A 19817-nucleotide genomic window follows, 5' to 3' on the forward strand; every position below is an offset into this window, starting at 1 on the left:
AATGTGTTAATAATAATTGCCCAGAGGTGAATATTCAAAAGATTTTGTACTGGGTGAAAAGCAGTGGTATGGAGAATATCGCTGAAGCTACCATCAGAAAGCTTTATGAAGTGGGGCTTGTCAAAGCCATCAAAGATTTGTATAGTGTTAAGGCTAGCGATTTATTTTTGCTAGAGGGTTTTGGCGATAAAAAGACCGAAAACTTTTTTAACGAGCTGAAAAAAAGCCGTAACTTAACTATTAGTAGTTTTATTAGTTATTTAGGGATTAGGCTGGTAGGCAAAAAGGCCGTTAAAAAATTGGCTATTACGACTAAAGAGGCCTTTTGGCACTTTGATGATAATCGTTATGTTATAGGACGTAATTTAATTGCTTGGAGAGACGATGCGGCTAATAAACTGTTAGTAAGTGAACTGCTTAGTGTGCTTAATGTTACCGATGAAGAAGCTGTCCTAATAGCTACTTTGGGAGAGGTATGTTTAACCGGTAAAGGGCCGCTGCCGCGTAGCCAGTTAGAGGCTAAACTAGCCGAAATGGGTTATACAGCGGTAAGCAGTGTAAGTAAGTACACAGTAAAGCTTGTTTGCGATGATGTTAATGCAGGCTCCAGTAAATTAAATAAGGCGCGTAGTTTAGGCATACCTATTGTAACTTATCAAGATTTTTTCTCTTTATAATTTTTATTCACTGCTTTATCTACCCATCTTATTTGCCGCCACCCCTTTTTAATGAAAGGGGGCTGATTAAAATTAAAGAGTAAAATATATGCTTTTAAAAAAATTATTACCCGTAGAAAAGGGTTTTATCCCCTACTTAATTAGTTTAGCGTTGCCTATTGTTATAGAATCGGCCTTGTATGTTGCCGTTGATGTAACCGATATTATTATGATAGGCCGCTATAGCGCCGAAGTTGGTATAGCCGCTATTAGTCTTGCCGGCACTATATTTTTTGGCGGTATAATGCTTATCTTTGGATTTAGCAGCGCTGCCGGAGTCTTTTTAAGCCGTGCTTGGGGCGCTAAAAATTATACCGAACTACGCGCTACTTTTGGTTTAACTGTCGCTGTAGTGCTTATACTATCGTTATTGGCGGCTGTGGCGGTTTATATTTATGCCGTGCCCATTATAACTTTAATGGCCGGTGAAGAAGGCGAGCTACAGGTAATAACCTATGCGGTGCAATATTTAAGAATAGCTGCTCTTAGCCTGCCTTTTATCGCTTTTTCTATTATGGTATCGGGGTTCTTTCGTAGTGTCGAGAAAAGCCATTACCCTATGTGGATAGCGGCTGCTTGTATTCCTATTAATATCTTTTTAAATTGGGTTTTTATTTTTGGTAATTTAGGGCTACCGGCTATGGGCGTAGCTGGGGCCGCTATTGCCTATTTAGCGGTACGTGTGCTAGATGCTATACTTAATTTATTACTACTTTTATCGCGCAAAAACCCGATAAGCGGCTTTAACAGCGAGTATTTTAAATTTTTAGCCGAACGAAATGTTGCTATGGTTGGCCGTTATTTAAAGGTGGCTCTTCCTCTTGCCGCCAGCGATATGGTTTGGGTATTGGCCCTTATCGCCTATCGTGCCGCCTTTGCTCGTGCCGGTACAGAGGTAGTGGCTGCCTTTGCCGCTATAAGCAGTTTAATGCAAATATTTTTTGTGGCTTTTTTTGGTGTTGGTACGGCTTGTAGTATTATTTTAGGCAAAACTATTGGCGAAAATGATATACGCAAAGTAAAACACCTATCTAAAGTTTTTATTAGGCTTAACTTTATTATGGGTATCCCGCTTGGATTAATCATGTTGGCTACCGTTCCTTTTATGCCGGCTATCTTTAGTTTAAGCGGCAATGCCGCTGCTTATATGGTGCATGCGGCTATTATAACCGGTATACTTTTTGGGTTTAGGTCGTTTGAGTATATGATGGCGGTGGGCATTTTACGCGCCGGCGGCGATGTTAAATGGCTACTCATTATTCAAGCATTAACTATGTGGCTGCTTGGTGTGCCGGTTTTGTTTTTAATGGTATTTTTAGGTATGCCGCCCTTTGTGCTTTATTTAATAGTGGTAGGCGAAGAAATTGTGCGCTGCTTCTTTTATATGCTGCGTTATCGTACGGGACGCTGGATAAAACAAGTTTAATTTAGTTAATATTTAATAGGTAATAGCGAAGAATTATAACAGTGTTATACCGGCAAAAGTTTAACTTTTGCCGGTATTTAACTATTCACTGTTAGTTACTATTTATTAATTTAGTTTTCCCTCTATTAGTTTTAAAAAAAGCAATTTCTTTTTCTAGTTTTATCATTTCGTTACGTAAATGATTTACAGCGCCGGCAAGGTGCTCACTGGTAGCGGCATTATGTTGCGAGGAATTACTTAGTTGAATAACGGCTTCTTCAATTTGATTAATACCCGATTTTTGCTGCGAGGTGGCATGAGATACCTCTTGGATAAGTTCGGCGGCTTGCCGAATTTGCGGTACAATTTTACCAATAGAGTCGCCTGCCCTATTGGTAATTTCGAGGCTGGTTTGCGATAGTGCGGTAATTTCGGTGGCGCTTATAGCACTGCGTTCGGCTAGTTTACGTACCTCACCGGCCACAACGGCAAAACCGCGTCCGGCTTCGCCGGCACGGGCTGCCTCAATGGCGGCGTTAAGAGCGAGTAAGTTAGTTTGTTTGGCTATTTCTTCTATAATACTAATCTTTTCGGCAATGGTTTGCATAGCTTCTACAGTTTTATCTACCTCTGCACCACCGGTTTGGGCATTTTGTACTATTTTATCGGCCAGTTTTTCGGTATTTTTGGTATTTTCATTGTTGCTGGTAATGGTGCTGCTTAACTCTTCTATGTTGGCGCTAATCTCTTCGGCAGTAGCGGCCTGCGAGCTGCTGCTATCGGCAATATTGTCGCTATCGGTATCTATTTCGGTAATTAAAAGTTTCACTTCGTCGGCTACATCGTGGATAAGCTCTACTTCGTGGTGCAGGCGCTCCATCATTAAATTACTATGTATGGCCAGCTCGCCTATTTCATCACTGCGGCCGCTTAGTTTTTTATCTATATTATGGGTTAGGTCGCCGTTTTCAACGGTTACTATAAAGTTATTAACAGCCTTAATTAACTTAACTAACCAATTAGCTACTAAAAGAGTAGTTAAAATAATTCCTATAAGAGTAATTAAGCCAAAGATTAAAAAGTATTGAATTATATCGGCTGCCGGAATGTTGGTAATAGTCATGGTAATGAGTAAACTTATTATTAAACTGAGAATAGATACGGCTAAAAAGATGAGTAATATTTTGCCGCGTAAGTTAAGTTTAAATTTCATAGTAATCTCCTAATTTAAATTTATAAAAACAGTGGTTAGTAAAGAATTAGTCAATACTATGTAAAGATTTCTTTTCTAAAACTATTATAATAGTTATTGGCAGTATTATAGGTTAATAATTGTGCGTTGTCAATATCTTTTTAAGGTAATTTAAAACAATTAAAGCCTGCTGCAAAGCTGCCTTATAAGCGGCCGGCTACTTGTGTGTTTTGGTACCTATAAATGGATAGTTACCACCCTTGACAACCCATAATTTATGTGCTATATTTATACATAGTTAAAGGTTGTGGCCTTAATATGAACAAAAAAACTAAAAAAATCAAAAACCAACCGTGCCGTTTAAGTTTATACAGCACTTTTTACAAAGATATTCCCTGATATTTATTGCCCTTTATTAAGTTGCCGGCTAGCATTTATAGGATACTTGTGGCCTATAAGTGGGTTTACTTACGGTAAAGGCGCACCCCCGTATTATTTAAATTTATCAACAATCAATTTAAACCTTAAAATCTATGGTTAGTTTTGCTAACCCATAATTATAGCCATATCTTTTATAAAAAGATAGTTTAAGGTAACGCCGCCTAAAGGCTGTAAGCCGCAGGGTGGTACAGTTAGGAGCTGTACTAAAACAAATAAATTTTATGAACACTTTATTTAAAAAATTATTTCCTATCGAAAAGGAGTTCTTCCCCTATCTTTTAAAACTGGCCGCTCCCATTGCGATAGAGATGGTGCTGGTGGTAGTTTTAGGGCTAACCGATATTATTATGATTAGCCGCTTTAGCGCCGAAGTAGGCGTAGCTAGCGTTAGCCTTGCTAACCAGCTCTTTAACAATTTGCTGCTTATCTTTTTTGGTTTGGGCAGCGGTGCGGCGGTGTTTTTTAGCCGCTATTGGGGGCGCGACGATTTTAAAGCTATGCGTACCACCTTTGGTTTAACAACGGCTTTGGTATTAGTGGCGGCCGTGCTGGGTATGGTTGGTTTTTATTTTGGGGCTTATTGGGTGATGAGTATTATGAGCAGCGACCCGGCTGTGGTTTATTATGGCAGCCAATACCTGCGTATTATTACTATATCTTTTCCTTTTGTAGCTGTCTCGCTTACCGTATCTTCGCTGTTTAGGAGTATCGAAAAAAGCCACTACCCTATGTGGATAGCTTTTTTTACCGTCTTTTTTAATATTTTTTTAAATTGGGTTTTTATTTTTGGCAACTTAGGAGCGCCGGCTATGGGCGTGGCTGGGGCAGCTATTGCCGTAGTTGTTTCGTGGGTAGCCGACTCGGCTTTAAACATTATTTTGTTTATGTCGGCTAAAAACCCTATCCGTAAAGGCTTTAAAGATTATTTTCATTTTATTTCGCCCGAAGGGTTTACCTTGCTTAAACAATTTTTTGGTCTTACCTTTTTTGTGGTAGTGGCCGATTTAATGTTTGGTTTAGGCTTTACAGCTTACAGGCGCGCTTTTGCCATAGCCGGCACAGAGGTGGTAGCGGCCTTTGCAGCGGTAGATAGCTTTTTGTACATTTTTTATACGATTGTAGTAGCCATAGCCGGCTCGTGCGGTATTGTTATGGGTATAGCCATTGGTGAAAATAACCTTAAAAGAGCTAAACTTTTAGCCAAAATTTTTATTAGGTTAAATTTTGTCAGCGCTATTCCATTGGCCCTTATTATTTTTGCTATTTTACCTTTTATCGCTAATATTTTTGGTTTTAGCGGGCTTACCGCCAGCTATTTAAGAGCTGCTGTACTTTTAAGCGCCATTTTATTTGGTTTGCGCACTTTAGAGTATTTGCTAAATGTGGGTATTTTACGTACCGGCGGTGATGTACGGTTTTATACCATAACTCAAACCATTACAATGTGGGTAATAGCTGTGCCGCTCATTTTATGGCTGGCATGGCTGGGTGTGCCGCCGCTGCTACTTTATAGTGTAGTTATATTAGAAGAACTAATTAGAAATGCCATTTGTTTTGTGCGTTACAAAAATGGCCTATGGATTAAGCAATTTTAAGGTTATGCGCAGCCTTTTATAATCTTAATAATTTTATTATTAAGTAATTTTATGCTCCATCAATATGGTTAATAAAACGGTAAATATAGCCTACTCATTAAATTATGTTTTTAACTTATTAGTACTAACCATTTTATAGAGCAATTAGAAACCGTTATAATACAATAATGAAAATATTATCAAAAAATATCGTAAAAAGGTATTGTAATTTTTTGGCGAAAGGTATAGACTATAACCGTGACAATCGTGTAATAAACAAAAAAATAAATCTTCGCAGTGGTTACACGATTTGTGGGTAAAATGTAAGTTATCTAAATGCGCTTAATAGGTGTTATCTCTTTGTCAAATAAGGCCTCTGTATCGCGATAATTTAACTTCTGTAAATAACAAAAATGTTATTAAATCAAAAATGAGAGGAGTGTGCCAATATGACTAAATTTACAAAACTATCTTATTTATCAATTATGTTATTAGCTTTTTCTTTGCTGGCCTGTAATAATAGGGGTTCTCAATCTAGCGGCGGGGGAGCAGCCGAGCAAGTTTTAATTGCTTTGCCTACACAGGCCCAAATTGTAGAACGTGCCGATGATGCTCTAGAGGCTACCGGCTTTAGAGTAACGGCCATTGATGTTACTAGGTATACTGTGGCTAATCATGTTGCCGGTAGCGAAGCTCCTGCCGATGCCGCTATTGCTGTAAACGTTAATATTCAATTAATAGAAGGGCCAACCCATAGAGGTGTAGCTATAGATGACGATACTATCGAGCATGCTATTGCTAACTTATTTACCGATAGAGGCTTTAATGCCCATAACTTAACAATAACGGTAAGCGAAGGCGTGTTGTATAGGCTGCCTGCTCTTAGTGTGATTGATGGGGCCGTTAGGTATGCGCTTGGCACAGACAATGTTAGCCACACTTACATTGCTATTAATGTAAATGGCGCTCCGCCGGCCAATGGCAGCGCCCTTGCCGATGCCGAAATTGAAGTAATTATTGATGTAGAGTTATACGATACCGGCGCCCGTAACTTAATTATTTTGCTAAATAATGCTAAGGCAGAGGTATTAAGTTTGTTTAACTCCTTTAGTAATGTAACGGTGGCCGATATTACCTACCACGAATTAGGGGCTATTACACCACCTATCGGAACCATACCACCTACCGGCGTTACGCCGCCAGTTGGTACGGTACCACCGGCCGAAGTTACTCCACCTATCGGGACCGTGCCTCCTACGCCCCCTATCGGCACTATTCCACCTGATGCCGGCGCTTTGATTGATGGCTTTTTAAATGGCGATACCTTTGTAGCCGCCGGCCGTCACACTATGCAGTTAAGCAGTAATAATTTAATTATTAACCGCTGGAACGCTAATGCCGGCGAATACGGCGGCGGTAATAATACCACAACGGTATGGAGCTTAAATTATGCTGCCGACGGCCGTATCCGCACCGGTTTACCCGGCGGTACACAAACCGATGTTGCTTGGGGCGGTACCGGCTTAAATGCCTTTATGGAGCTTACCGGTGTTATTAACAGTCAAGGCCAAGCAGTGTTACTGGTAAGAGTTTGGCGGGGAGAGTATAGCGGAGCCTACAGCGCCGGCTCTATAGCTGCCAGCTGGGCTACCATCGATAGCGAAGGTATCGCCCCTACTTTAGAGTATACAATGGTGCCTTATAACCCTTAATTAAAGTTACTGTTACATAACAAGCCCCCTCGATGTGGGGGCTTTATTTATATTATAAGTAAGTAATTACAAAAGTTATTAGCCCGCCTACCTAAGGTACGGCTACCGCCGCTAATATTTCGCTTATAACATCATCGGTGGTCATTTCTTCTACCTCCGCCTCGTAACTCAGTACAATACGATGGCGCATCACCTCGTAAATGCTAGCTTTAACATCATCGGGTACAACAAAACCACGTCCGGCAAAAAGAGCACGTACTTTAGCGGCCCGGTACAAAGCGATGGTGGCACGCGGGCTGGCGCCATATTCTACTAATTTGGTAAAGTTTAAATGGCTTTCTGTACTGCGGCTGGCCAACACTAAACTAACAATATAACGCTCTATACTATCATCTACGCTAACTTGTTCGGCTAGTTTTTTAAGCTCTATTAAATCGGCTTTGTTAATAACTCTTAAGCGTTTGGCTTCTTTTTCTACCCCTACCAATCGTAAAATTTGTAACTCTTCGCTGGGGCTGGGATAAGTTATTTTAACTTTAATTAAAAATCTGTCTAACTGAGCCTCCGGCAGTTGGTAAGCTCCTTCTTGCTCGATAGGGTTTTGGGTGGCCAGCACCAAAAAAGGTTCGGGCAGTTTGTGGCTTTCGCCGCCGATGGTAACTTGCCGTTCGGCCATAGCCTCGAGTAAAGCGCTTTGTACTTTGGCGGGGGCACGGTTAATTTCATCGGCCAAAATAAGGTTACTAAAGATAGGCCCTTTTTTAGTGGTAAAGTTGCCTTGCCCCTGATTGTAAACCATTGTGCCCACAATATCGGCCGGCAGCAAATCGGGCGTAAATTGAATGCGTTTAAAATCTAATCCGGTAATTTGAGATAGGGTATTAACGGCTAAGGTTTTAGCTAGACCGGGAGCGCCTTCTACCAACACATGGCCACCCGATACTAAACCAATAATAAGGCCATCTACCAATTTGGTTTGGCCAACTAAACGTTCGGCAATACTTTCACGCAAAAATAAAATAATGGCGTGAGCTTTTTTAATTTCAACTTCGTTAAGCATTTTACCATTATAGCTTAAAGTAAAAGTTTTGTCTAATGGTGTTACAGTCGTCAAAACAATTAATGAATAGATATTAAAAATAAATTAATAACGCTGTTTAATAATTATTAACGGGAATGAACAAAAAGAGTTTATATTTATTAATAATACTATAGTTATGAATGAAAGTAATAATATTACAGGTACGCTGGCATCTTTTATTCAATAATAAAAAACAGGTGATTATTTAATATCTCTCTTCAATCAAACCTTTCTTTACATTCTCAAAGTAAGGAAAGGCGTAAATAGCTTTATCACGACCGCGCAAATCAAATTCCAGCATTTCGCTGCGCGGCATATTAAGCCCGGCCTTTAAAGCGGCAGCCTCCGAGATAAGTATATCCCCCAGCGGCGATTCGTGCTCAAGGCGGCTGGTGGTATTAACGGCATCGCCAATTAAGGTGTTATCAAAACGGCCGTTGCCGCCCACATTACCCCTAATTACGGTACCGGAGTGCACAGCTATCCTAAACTGTACCGCTATATCGCCATCTTGCAAATGTTTATCACGTATAGCGGCCAGCTCTCTTTGAATGCTTACCATAGCTTTAATGGCATTAGCAGGCTCTTTAAAAACGGCAAAAAAGGCATCGCCAATAAATTTATCTATATCGCCGTCATTGGCATAAACATGCTTGGTTACGGTATCAAAAGCCACATTTAAAAATTTAATAACATTAACAGGTTTAAGATGCTGCGATACGGTGGTAAAGCCTTTAATATCGCCAAAGGTAAGGGTAAGCTCCATCTCTTGCTCTTTAATCTCCAGCTTTTGGGCAGCGGCATTTTTTTGCACCATATTCCATATTGTGCGCGGCACATAGGGCTTAAGTAAGTCGAGGCGGATAAAATCAAAAAGGGTTTTTTCTTGTAATTCATTGCTGCGCATAATTTGTAGCTGGAAAAGGGCGCTAGATACTAGTAGGGGTTTAGCAATGATAGGCAGCACACCGCTGGCCAGCTCTTTGTAGGTAAGCAGGCGGTCTACACCGTAGGTATAAAGCCTTTCATATAAATTAGCCTGATATTCCTCTGTAACAACAATAACGGGGATATGCCGGTACATCTCTTCGGTTTTCAGCATTTCAAGGTTTTCACGGCCGCCCTCTACGGAGGTATCGGCAATAATTAAAACGGGTAAGTTTTCAAAAAAAACGCTAAAAGCTTCTTCCATATTACTGGCTTGGGCAATAGCGCATTCATCAAAGCCTTCTTTTTGGGCTAATCCTATGAGGTCGCCCTCCCAAGCCGAGTAATCTAGTGTACCAATAATTAAAATAACGCCGCACATTGTCCTATATAATAGCCTAAAAAACACTATTAAGCAAGGCCGCCGGCGGTATTATTGTAAATTAATGCTAAAAGCTATCATTGACAAATAAGTGGTTTTAAGATAACTTGTAAATGAGGGGTGTTAAAGATGAGTTATATTCAAAGTAATAAAGCCGCTTGGGAAGAGGCCTTTGATAACAAGCAGCCTCATTGGGGTGATAATAACTATTTACGGTTAAAGAGTGAATATTTGGCTTTTTTTAATAAAGATATGCAAAGCGAGCTGGAAAATATAAATTTTAAAGGTAAAGTAGTGGCTCAATTTTGTTGTAATAATGGGCGTGAGCTGCTATCGCTTGTGGCCGGTGGTGCCGGTAGCGGCGTAGGGTTTGATATTGCCGAAAATATTATTAAACAAGCCCAAGAAACTGCCGAAAAAGCCGGTCTTAAAAATTGTTCTTTTGTGGCTTGTAATATTTTAGAGATACCGGCAAGTTATGCTAATCAATTTGATATAATCCTTTTTACCATAGGGGCATTAACTTGGTTTAAAGATTTACCTGTACTTTTTGCTAAAGCTGCGGAGTGCTTAAAGCCCGGTGGGCTAGTGCTTATTAACGATTTTCACCCGGTTTTAAATATGCTGCCCATACCGGGTGAAGCTGAATATGACCCCAGCGATTTAAAACGCATAACTTATCCGTATTTTCAGAGCGAACCTCGCTTAGAAGATGATGGTATGGATTATATGTCGGTTAAATATAAATCTAAAACCTTTACCAGTTTTGTTCATACAATGGCCGCTATCATTAACGGCTTAGCGGTAAACAGCTTAAAAACGACAAAGCTTAACGAATACGACTATGATATTATGGATAGCGCCGCCGTTTATGATAACAAAGGCTTTCCGCTCTCCTTTATTTTGAGGGCAGAAAAATGTTAAATAATTTACTTATTACCGGTGGCTGTGGTTTTGTGGGTAGCCATTTTATTAATTTTTTATTTGCTCATCATTTGGTTAATAAGGTAGTTAATGTAGATAAGCTAACTTATGCTGCCGATAGTGACCGCTTAAAAAACTTGTATAATAAAAATTATATTTTTATTAAAGCCGATATTAACAACATAAAATTAATAAGTAAACTTTTAATTAAGTATAATATAGATACGGTAGTGCATTTTGCTGCCGAAAGCCATGTAGATAATAGTATTAAAAACCCGGCTAACTTTATTAAGAGTAATGTTAATGGTACTTTTAGTTTATTGGAGGCCGTAAGGCTTTCGTCTTCAAAAATTCGTTTTCATTATATTAATACCGATGAGGTCTTTGGCTCGGCTAAAGCCGGTCAATCTTTTAGCGAAGCAGCAGCTTATCGCCCCTCATCGCCCTATAGTGCCAGTAAAGCCGCCGCCGCCCACTTAGTAATGGCCTATCGTACCACCTATGGCCTAGCGGTAACGATGAGTAACAGCTGTAACATCTTTGGGGAAGGGCAGCATAACGAAAAATTAATTCCTAAAACTATCGGCTGTTTTTTAACGGCTAAAGCTGTGCCTATTTATGGTGATGGGCAGCAGCGACGCACGTGGCTTTATGCCGACCAGCATAGCCGTGCCTTGTGGCATATTTTAAAATATGGTGAGCTGGGACAAAGTTATAATCTTACCAGTGGTTACGAAATGACTAATCTTCATTTGATAAAACTTGTAGCTAAGTTATTGGCCCAGCAAACTAGGCAAAGCGAGACCGGTTATTTAAACTTAATTACCTATATAATAGATAGATTAGGTCACGATAGCCGTTATATTATAACCGGTGATAAACTTAAGCAGCTAAATTTTAGTTTTAATGGTAACTTTGAAGAAGAACTAACTAAAACAATTAAAAGTTACCTTTAATAACTTGTCAAAAAAGGTAAAAAGCCCTTGACAACTTTGGCCATAACTATTAAGATAGCTTTGTTATGGGCTCGTAGCTCAGCTGGTTAGAGTACTGCCCTGATAAGGCAGGGGTCACAAGTTCAAGTCTTGTCGGGCCCATAAAATAAAAAAGGAGGCTTAAAAGCTTCCTTTTTTTGTTTTTAAAATCGTAATACTTAAAGGCCGATGTGTATTTAAAATAAAATTAGTCGCTATTACGCGGAGCATTGAGAATAATATTAGCATGAAAGCCAATTATTCTTTGCTGCGGCAGCGGCGAGCCCCAAATCCAAATATGAGTTAACTGGGTAAGGTTAGTTATATCAAGGCCGGTTAAGCGGGTGTAACTTACATCAAGCCTAGTTAAATTTATATTATTACTTAAATTAAGCTCGGTTAAAGGGTTATAACTTACGTAAAGATGAACTAACTCAATATTATTGTTTACGTTAAGGTTCGTTAGCTGGTTGCCAACGGTAACCAAAAATTCCAGTTGGGTAAGCCGGTTTACATCTAACCTCGTTAAGCGGTTATCGCCTACATCTAATTCGGTGAGTAAAGTTAGGCGGCTAACATCTAACCTAGTTAATTGGTTGCCCCATAAATAAAGATGGGTTAAATTAATGTTATTACGCGCATTAAAGCTGGTTAACTGATTATCATCGATGGCAAGATAAGTTAGTTTAGTAAGCCGTCTTGTATCTAAGCGGGTTAATTGGTTGTTTTCGGCATTAAGTACGGTTAAATTAACATTATTTCTTACATCAAGGGTAGTTAGCCTGTTGCCCCACACAAAAAGTTCGGTGAGCAAAGTAAGCCTTCTTACATCGATAGTAGCCAGTTGGTTACCGCCTATGGCAAGATAGGTTAGGCTCGTAAGGCGGCTTACATCTAGGCTGGTAAGTTGGTTACGGCCGGCATTAAGCCTAGTTAAATTAAGGTTGTTACTTACATTAAGGCTGGTAAGGCCGGTATCGCTTACGTAAAGCTCGGTTAAATTAACAAGGCTGCTTACATTAATGCCCGGCAAGTTATTACGGCGTAAATCTAGCACATTTAAGCCGGTTAGGTATTCTATCCCACCGGCATTATTTATATTTCTTTCGCTAACATCAAGTTCGCCGGTAATGGCAGCTAAAGCATTGCTTAAGGCTTGCCCTGTAAGGTTAGCTTGGTTACCTAAACGGGCAGCTATGATATTACGCAGCGCCGCATCGGGAAAGAGGCTGGCAAGGTTGGCGTTAGTCGCTACCGGTAAGCCTTGTCCATAAATATTGGCTAAAGTAGTTATTAGCAAAAGTATTATTAAAAACTTTTTCATTTAAAAGCTCCTTTATAGTGTTTCGGAGGTATTTATTTAAATAATAAAGAAAAAACTGATAGCTAATAGCCGGTTGGCTGCATACGCAAATTAACGCCGGCGTTACCGCTAAAAGGGTTTACCATCTCTGCCGCTTCGTAAATAGTTGTACCGCTTATCGTTAAAAAGCGGGCATTAATGAGGTAACTGCCGGTGGCGGTATTAACTAAATCGGCATTAAAGGCCAGCATATAATTTACCGGTACTTGCCCTTCCTCTAAAAAATCGGTGGTGGCTATTAACTGTAGGCTTTCACCCTCTACACGATAAAGTTCTATCACCACAATATAAGGTGTCGGAATAGCTTCGCGGGTTAGGTAACTAAGCGTACCTTGTATTAAGCTAATATTGCCTATATCGATAGTTTGTATGGCGGCTACCGGCAGCTCTTGGGGAGTACAAGCAGCTATTAAAGATAATATAGCTAAAGCAAGTAGTTTTTTCATATTTATATCACCTATTACTCATTAAGTTTACGGTTTTATAAAGTTTTAGTCAAGCTGTAAGCCGGTTATAACTTTATTTTACTGATAGTAAAATTTGGGTGTTTAGTTGACAAACCGGCTTAGATAATTTAAAATTTTAGTCATTAAAGTGTATAAAGGGTGGTTATGAGAAAAATTTTTATCTTAATTTTATTGCTAACAACTGTGGTAAATATTTATGGGCAGGGTTTGCCGGTACCGGCTGATGCTACCCTGAATAGTTTATTCCCGAACGAAAACTTTCGTCATGTGATAGCTGATGTATTGGGTGATAACGCTAATCTTACAGGGCAAGCTTTAAGTAATGCTTTAGCAGAAATTACCCAGCTTAATGCCAGCCGCCAAAGGCTTGGCAGTAATATGGCTGGTTTATCGTATTTAATTGGCTTAATCCATCTCGATTTAAGTGATAACGGCTTTATACAAATTATAGATATAAGCACTATGCCTAACTTAACCACATTAAACATAAGCTTTAACGGGCTAACCGGCTTAGATGTAAGTAATAACCCTAATTTAATGGAGCTTGATGTAAGCCATAATAGGAGGTTACTTACCCTAGATTTAAACAACAACTTTAATTTAATTAGCTTAAAGGCAGTAAGTAACGGTTTAATTCATTTAGATATAAACCGGCTTACAAATTTAAATTACCTTAACGTAAGCCGGAATAGGCTTACTGCTTTAGATATAAGTAATAATCTTAATTTAACCCATCTTGATGCGTCTCTTAACCGGCTAACTAATTTAGATGTTGCTCGGCATATAAATTTAATTACCCTTAATGTAAATAATAATCGTTTAACTAACTTAAAGGTTAATAATCTTAGCAACTTAACCGAACTTTCGGTAGGGAATAATTACCTTACTGAATTAAATATAAATAATCTTATCAATTTAACTAGGCTTAGTATAGGCAATAGCCCATTTGCTGTGCCCGATATAGATGATTTTACTTTTGATATGCTTTTTACCGAAAATCTAACGGAGCCTAGCGTAAGGTATAGCCAGCTGCCCAACCTTGATATTAGCAATAACATTAATTTAACATATTTAGATATGAGCGGTAACGGTGTAACCGGCATAAGCTTAAGTAATTTTGCCAATTTAACGGCATTATGGTTAGATGACAATCAACTAACAAATATCGATTTAAGCAATAATGTAAATTTAACATTATTAAGTATAAGGGATAATAACTTAATAAATATCGATGTAAGCAACCTTGTTAATTTAAGAGACCTTGATGTAAGCCAAAACCCGCTAACTAACCTTGATGTAAGTAATAATATTAATTTAATTAGTCTTAGCGCTCAGCGAACTTTTTTAGAAGCCCTTAATTTAAGTAGTAACACCAATTTAACTAGTCTGCAAGTAGGCAGTAACAGGCTAACCAGCATTAAGGTAAATCATCTTACTAACTTAACTTGGCTTAGTATACGTAACAGTAACCTTATCAACTTGAAGATAGATAACCTTATTAACTTGGTTCGGCTTGATGTTTATAATAACCAACTAACAACCATAGATTTAAGTAATAATAATAACTTACAGACGGTTGATTTGGGTAACAATCAGTTAACCGGCTTAGATATAACTGGTCTTACAAGGCTTTCGCATCTTTGGGTAGGCGGTAACCCGTTGGGACGGCAAGATATAGTAGGTATGCGCGACGATATAACTTTTTAATCATCGGCATTGGTAGTTAGCTCTATTAATTGCCGGCTATTTATGTTATAGTAACAACCTATGGATTACTTAACTAGCCTGCACGGCATTGAAGAACGTTTAAAGGGTGGCAAAAAAGCCCTAGCCTTATTTTATGTTAAAGAAAACGATAGGGTAAGGCCCTTGCTTGCCTTAGCCAATAAAAGAGCTATTCCTGTTAAACAAGTTAGTAAAGACGAGCTTAAAAAGATGGGAGCCTTTCAGGCGGCTTTAGCCATACCGGTGGCCGAGCTGGGCGGCCAAAAATGGTTTGATAAAAAGATGGAGGCTTTAGCCGGTAAAGATAAAGCCTTAGTGGTAGTGCTTGATGGCGTAACCGACCCGCACAATTTGGGGGCTATATTACGCAGCGCTTGCCTTTTTGGGGTCGATTTAGTAATTTACGGCGAGCGCCGCAGCGCACAAGGCGATACCGATACCGTTATGCGCACCAGCGCCGGCGCCAGCGAGCTGGTGGCTCACGGTGCTGTACCCAACATTAATGCCGCCCTTAAAGCCTTTAAAGAGGCCGGATTTTGGCTTTACGGCACTACTAAAGATGGCGAACCCATTAACAAAGTTAAAGTTACGGCCAAAGCTGCCTTAGTTATGGGCAGCGAAGGCAAAGGCCTTGCTCAGTTGGTGCGTAAAAATTGCGACCATTTAATCAGCATACCCACTAACAATAGGTTAGATAGTTTAAACGTGGCTGTAGCGGCAGGGATATGTTTGTACCAGTTACAAAGCTAATAAATTATGGTATAATTAAAAATGGATTTAGAAGATGTAAAAATTCCAGAGAAAGATTTATATTGGTCGGCCAGTATAAGTAATGATGTTAGTGTTATAATTGAGGCTTTTTTAAAGCATGAAATGAAGATAGACCTTACCACTGTTCCTCCCGCAGATAAAGAGGTAAAGAAAAGTGGCCCAGAAGTTTATATCCCACTAAGAACAAAAGGCAAACGTTGGCCTATCATTCGGCTTAATGAAGAGGGTTACGATATGAGCCGTGAATATTTTTGGACTTTGGGCTTTAATAACGAGGGGCACTTAGCTTTTATCGATTTAGTGGCTATAGGCGGTGAATGGAACGTAAAGCTAAAAGTAAAAGAGGTTTTTAGAGGCTTTAACTACTACGATGCCTCGCAGGTTGTTTTTGTGCATAATCACCCATGCGAAAAGGCCGACCTTGTTTTTAGTACCGCCGATATTAGCAGCACTCAAAAATTAATACAAGCTAGTCTCTTTTTGGAACTAAAAGTTCGTAACCATATTTTGCTAAGCGGCGGTGAATGTACTAGTATGGAAGAGCAGGGCATAATGAAACGGTTACTTGATTTTGCTATGCTTAAAAATAAAGGGGAAGAAAAACTTACCAAACTGCTGAAGGCCGAAAAAGACCGAGCCGAAGAGCAGCAGCGTGTAATAACTTTAACCAGCCAAGAGAATACCCAACTAAAAGAAGAAGCTTTACTGCAAAGTAAGGTAATTGGCCAATTAAGCGAAGTACTTACTATTAAAGACCAAGCCTTAGAAGGGCTAAATGAAGAAATTACTCTTAAAGAACAAATCTTAGAAAAGCAAAATGAAGAGATAGCCCGTCTTAAAGAGGAGCTGGCTAAAGCTAAAAAAAGCTAGCTTTTTATCATTACTGCCGTATATAAGGCGGGTCATAAGACAACTCTCCGCTGGTCGTTATAAAATCAAGGGTATTGCCATCGTTACTAATACGAAAATTTCGAACCCAGCCACTGTTTATAGGGGTAAGAGTTAACATATTACCATCTATACTATAAGTAAACAGTGCAGAGTCAGCAATATGGCCATTAATACCGCCAATAGTAACTCTATGCTCTGCCGTACCATCATCACTAAATATCAAAAAGTTAGAGGGCTCATAACCCCATGGATGGGTAGCCGCAAAAATGCTATTGGCAAAAGGGCTGTTATTGGCGTAACTATTAGCCGCAACAAAAAATAATAAAAACCAAATTTTACTCTTCATAAAGCCTCTCTTCCACTTTTCAGCTATTTGCCCGCTCCGTGGCAAAACTTATACTTTTTGCCGCTGCCGCAGGGGCAAGGGTCGTTGCGGCCAACTTTGGGTTCGGTACGCCTAACGGTAACCTTTGCGGCATTGGCTTCACTGCGTTCGCCGCTTTTGGTGCGCATAGCATCAAGGTTACCCATACTATTATGCCGTGCCTCGCCGGCAATAACTTTAGAAGTACGTACGGCCGGAGCTTTTTGAATACGAATTTGAAAAATTTTAGCGGCTAATAGCGGCGGTATATCATCTAACATACGGTTAAACAAATTAGAGCCTTCAATTTTGTACTCTACGAGGGGGTTTTTTTGGGCATAACTGCGCAGTCCTACCGCCTCACGCAGGCCTTCCATCGCCTCTAGGTGGTTTTGCCATTTATCATCAAGGGCGCGTAAATACTCATAGCGTATAAATTGGTTAAGCACTTCCGATGAGGTTAAAGCCTCTTTTTCGTTAAGGTCTTGGGTTAAGTAACCAGCTATAAAAGCTTTGCGGGCTTCGTTATTTTTATTTAAAAATTCAGCGGTATCGCTTGGTATAAAGTTAAGCTGCTGTTTTAAATCTTCTAATAATTTTTCATTGGTTTTATTTTTAGCTTCGACAAGCTCAGTGGCTAATTCTACCCCCGTACGTAAGATACGCTCTTTCATCGCCTCATCGGTGAGTACACTGTTGCGCACTTCGTAAATATAGGTACGTTGTTTGTTTAAAATATCATCGTAATCTAAAAGATGTTTACGAATTTCGTAGTTACGGTCTTCCACACGTTTTTGCGCTCGCTCGATAGAGCGCGAAAGCATAGGGTGCTGCAAAGCTTCACCATCGTTCATGCCTAGCCGCGCCATCATACCTCTAAAACGCTCGCCACCAAACAAACGCATTAAGTCGTCGTCTAAGCTGATAAAAAACTTGCTGCGTCCGGCATCACCTTGCCGGCCCGAACGGCCGCGCAGCTGGTTATCGATACGGCGGCTTTCGTGGCGTTCGGTACCCACCACATAAAGGCCGCCTAAGGCGAGCACTTCGTTATATTCATCTTGCCATTTAAGCAGCTCTTTTTTAAGGGCGGTTTGGTATTCTTCTTCGCTGGCTTCTGTTCCCACTTTGCGGCGGGCGCGCTGTTCGGGGTTGCCGCCTAATTTAATGTCGGTACCTCTACCGGCCATGTTGGTGGCAATGGTTACGCTGCCTTTAGCTCCTGCTTCGGCTATAATAAGGGCTTCGCGGCCATGATTTTTAGCGTTAAGTACCTCATGCCTTACACCGCGTTTAGTAAGTAACTTACTTAAAGCCTCGCTTTTTTCTACACTAACGGTACCCACCAAGATAGGTTGGCCGGCTTTATGCCGTTCACCAATCTCTTTAGCGATAGCTTCAAATTTAAATTGTTCGTTTAAGTAAATTTCATCTTGTTCATCGATACGCGCTAAGGGGCGGTTACTGGGGATAACGGCGACATCGAGGTTATAAATTTTAGCAAATTCGCGGGCTTCGGTATCGGCGGTACCGGTCATACCGCACATTTTAGCGTACATTCTAAAAAAGTTTTGAAAGGTAATGGTAGCCAGCGTTACATTGCGTTTGGCTACGCGGATACTTTCTTTAGCCTCTATAGCTTGATGGAGGCCGTCGTTATAGCGGCGGCCATGCAAGGTACGGCCGGTGTGCTCATCAACAATTAAAACTTTATCGTCATCGACAATATAATCGACATCTTTATGAAAGAGCAAATGGGCTTTCATCGCTTGGGTAAAGTAATGCACCCATTCAAAATTTTGCTCATCAAAGAGGGTGCCTTTAATTTTGCCGCGTTCGGTAAGCAGCTTTTCCATCTTGTTCATACCGGGGTCGGTAAAGATAATGCGTTTATTTTTTTCATCTAATTTATAGTCGCCATCGGCCACCGTTTTAACTAAAGGGTCGTCAACGGGGTAAAGGCCGGTTTCGGGGTCTTTTTTAACTTCGTCAAAAAATTTAACAAGTTTATCAATTTCAGATATTTTAGTGGTGTCTTCTTCCACCGCACCCGATATAATTAAAGGTGTACGCGCTTCGTCAATTAAAATGCTGTCAATTTCGTCAATAATACAAAAGTTATGGCTGCGCTGGCTCTTAGCTTTGCTATCCCAACGCATATTATCGCGTAAATAATCAAAGCCCAGTTCGTTGTTGGTGGCATAGGTAATATCGCAGCTGTAAGATTTTTGGCGGGCTTCGGCATCCATAGTGCTTAAAATAACCCCTACACTTAAACCTAAAAAGTTATGCACGCGGCCCATCCATTGGCTATCGCGCTCGGCTAAATAATCGTTTACCGTAACAACATGCACCCCTTTGCCGCTTAGGGCATTTAAGTAGGCGGCGGTAACGCTAGTTAGGGTTTTACCTTCACCGGTTTTCATTTCGGTAATACGGCCCTTATGCAAGTTAATACCGCCGAGTATCTGTACATCGTAAGGGCGTTCGCCTAATACCCGTCTACAAGCTTCGCGCGCTAAAGCAAAGGCTTCCGGCAGTAGGTCATCAAGGCTTCCACCGGCAGCTAACCGTTCTTTAAGTTTGGTTGTTTCGGCGGGAAAGTCGGCATCTTTTAAAGCTAAAGCCCAATTTTCCCAATCGTTTACCTTATGCAAGATAGGCAGTAAGGCTTTAAGGTCGCGCTCGTATTTATTACCAAATATTAAGGTGAGGAGTTTTTGTAACATAACTTTACCATATTAGGGTTATTTAATTATTAAGTCAAGAGCTATCGGCAATTTTTACAGGGCTAGAGCATATAAAAGAAATATGGTAAAAAGGAGTAATGGAAGAAGAGAAAAGAAATATATTAGAATATTTTAGGGTAATAGAAGACCCCAGAGTAAGCCGTAATAGAAAGTACCCA

Annotated in this window: 16 protein-coding genes and 1 tRNA gene; 10 read left to right on the top strand and 7 right to left on the bottom strand. The window is 40.1% G+C overall.

Annotated features, from left to right (window positions below):
• Positions 1–677, top strand: a 677-nt coding sequence (locus FWE37_04775) for a hypothetical protein (protein ID MCL2520299.1), incomplete at its 5' end; no start/stop codon positions are given.
• An 88-nt stretch (positions 678–765) separates the two neighbouring features.
• Positions 766–2142 (top strand): MATE family efflux transporter, encoded by a 1377-nt coding sequence (locus FWE37_04780; GenBank protein MCL2520300.1) that lies wholly within the window; start codon positions 766–768, stop codon positions 2140–2142.
• Positions 2143–2233: 91 nt separating this feature from the next.
• Here FWE37_04780 and FWE37_04785 read toward each other — a convergent pair whose 3' ends face one another.
• Positions 2234–3334, bottom strand: a complete 1101-nt coding sequence (locus tag FWE37_04785; GenBank protein MCL2520301.1) for a methyl-accepting chemotaxis protein — start codon at positions 3332–3334, stop codon at positions 2234–2236.
• Between the two features lie 641 nt (positions 3335–3975).
• Here FWE37_04785 and FWE37_04790 point away from each other — a divergent pair.
• Positions 3976–5349 (top strand): MATE family efflux transporter, encoded by a 1374-nt coding sequence (locus tag FWE37_04790; protein ID MCL2520302.1) that lies wholly within the window; start codon positions 3976–3978, stop codon positions 5347–5349.
• A gap of 428 nt (positions 5350–5777) precedes the next feature.
• Positions 5778–7040 (top strand): hypothetical protein, encoded by a 1263-nt coding sequence (locus FWE37_04795; protein MCL2520303.1) that lies wholly within the window; start codon positions 5778–5780, stop codon positions 7038–7040.
• Between the two features lie 91 nt (positions 7041–7131).
• Here FWE37_04795 and FWE37_04800 read toward each other — a convergent pair whose 3' ends face one another.
• Both FWE37_04800 and FWE37_04805 read right to left on the bottom strand, forming a co-directional pair.
• Positions 7132–8100 (bottom strand): AAA family ATPase, encoded by a 969-nt coding sequence (locus tag FWE37_04800; GenBank protein MCL2520304.1) that lies wholly within the window; start codon positions 8098–8100, stop codon positions 7132–7134.
• Positions 8101–8326: 226 nt separating this feature from the next.
• Entirely contained in the window at positions 8327–9430 is a 1104-nt protein-coding gene (locus FWE37_04805; GenBank protein ID MCL2520305.1) for an adenylate/guanylate cyclase domain-containing protein, read from the bottom strand.
• A gap of 129 nt (positions 9431–9559) precedes the next feature.
• On the opposite strand from FWE37_04805, the gene FWE37_04810 reads away from it, so the two are divergent.
• The 3 genes from FWE37_04810 to FWE37_04820 all read left to right on the top strand — a co-directional run bounded on the left by FWE37_04810 (position 9560) and on the right by FWE37_04820 (position 11451).
• Positions 9560–10354, top strand: coding sequence for a class I SAM-dependent methyltransferase (locus tag FWE37_04810; GenBank protein ID MCL2520306.1), 795 nt, complete (start codon positions 9560–9562; stop codon positions 10352–10354).
• A complete protein-coding gene (locus FWE37_04815; protein ID MCL2520307.1) occupies positions 10348–11310 on the top strand; it encodes a GDP-mannose 4,6-dehydratase in 963 nt (320 codons plus the stop codon). The genes FWE37_04810 and FWE37_04815 overlap by 7 nt, the downstream gene beginning before the upstream one ends.
• 67 nt (positions 11311–11377) lie before the next feature.
• Positions 11378–11451, top strand: a tRNA-Ile gene (locus FWE37_04820).
• Positions 11452–11536: 85 nt separating this feature from the next.
• Here the strand turns inward: FWE37_04820 and FWE37_04825 are convergent.
• Positions 11537–12652 carry a leucine-rich repeat domain-containing protein gene (locus FWE37_04825; GenBank protein MCL2520308.1) on the bottom strand — a complete coding sequence of 372 codons (1116 nt, stop codon included), beginning with the start codon at positions 12650–12652 and terminating at the stop codon, positions 11537–11539.
• 62 nt (positions 12653–12714) lie between these two features.
• Positions 12715–13137, bottom strand: coding sequence for a YbaY family lipoprotein (locus FWE37_04830; protein ID MCL2520309.1), 423 nt, complete (start codon positions 13135–13137; stop codon positions 12715–12717).
• Between the two features lie 165 nt (positions 13138–13302).
• On the opposite strand from FWE37_04830, the gene FWE37_04835 reads away from it, so the two are divergent.
• From FWE37_04835 to FWE37_04845, 3 genes are read left to right on the top strand one after another with little or no spacing between them, the layout of a single operon-like run.
• The gene (locus FWE37_04835) at positions 13303–14865 is read left to right on the top strand and encodes a hypothetical protein (protein ID MCL2520310.1); all 1563 of its coding nucleotides are present in this window, start codon (positions 13303–13305) and stop codon (positions 14863–14865) included.
• A 60-nt stretch (positions 14866–14925) separates the two neighbouring features.
• Positions 14926–15633, top strand: coding sequence for a 23S rRNA (guanosine(2251)-2'-O)-methyltransferase RlmB (rlmB, locus tag FWE37_04840; GenBank protein ID MCL2520311.1), 708 nt, complete (start codon positions 14926–14928; stop codon positions 15631–15633).
• A 21-nt stretch (positions 15634–15654) separates the two neighbouring features.
• Complete coding sequence (locus FWE37_04845) at positions 15655–16524, top strand: hypothetical protein (protein ID MCL2520312.1); 870 nt, start codon at positions 15655–15657, stop codon at positions 16522–16524.
• A gap of 10 nt (positions 16525–16534) precedes the next feature.
• Here the strand turns inward: FWE37_04845 and FWE37_04850 are convergent, their stop codons facing one another.
• Together FWE37_04850 and secA are read right to left on the bottom strand one after the other, a co-directional pair.
• The gene (locus FWE37_04850; GenBank protein MCL2520313.1) at positions 16535–16891 is read right to left on the bottom strand and encodes a lipocalin family protein; all 357 of its coding nucleotides are present in this window, start codon (positions 16889–16891) and stop codon (positions 16535–16537) included.
• A gap of 23 nt (positions 16892–16914) precedes the next feature.
• The gene (gene secA / locus FWE37_04855; protein ID MCL2520314.1) at positions 16915–19638 is read right to left on the bottom strand and encodes a preprotein translocase subunit SecA; all 2724 of its coding nucleotides are present in this window, start codon (positions 19636–19638) and stop codon (positions 16915–16917) included.
• Between the last annotated feature and the right edge of the window lie 179 nt (positions 19639–19817).

This window comes from Spirochaetaceae bacterium (assembly GCA_009784515.1).
Classification (GTDB): domain Bacteria; phylum Spirochaetota; class Spirochaetia; order WRBN01; family WRBN01; genus WRBN01.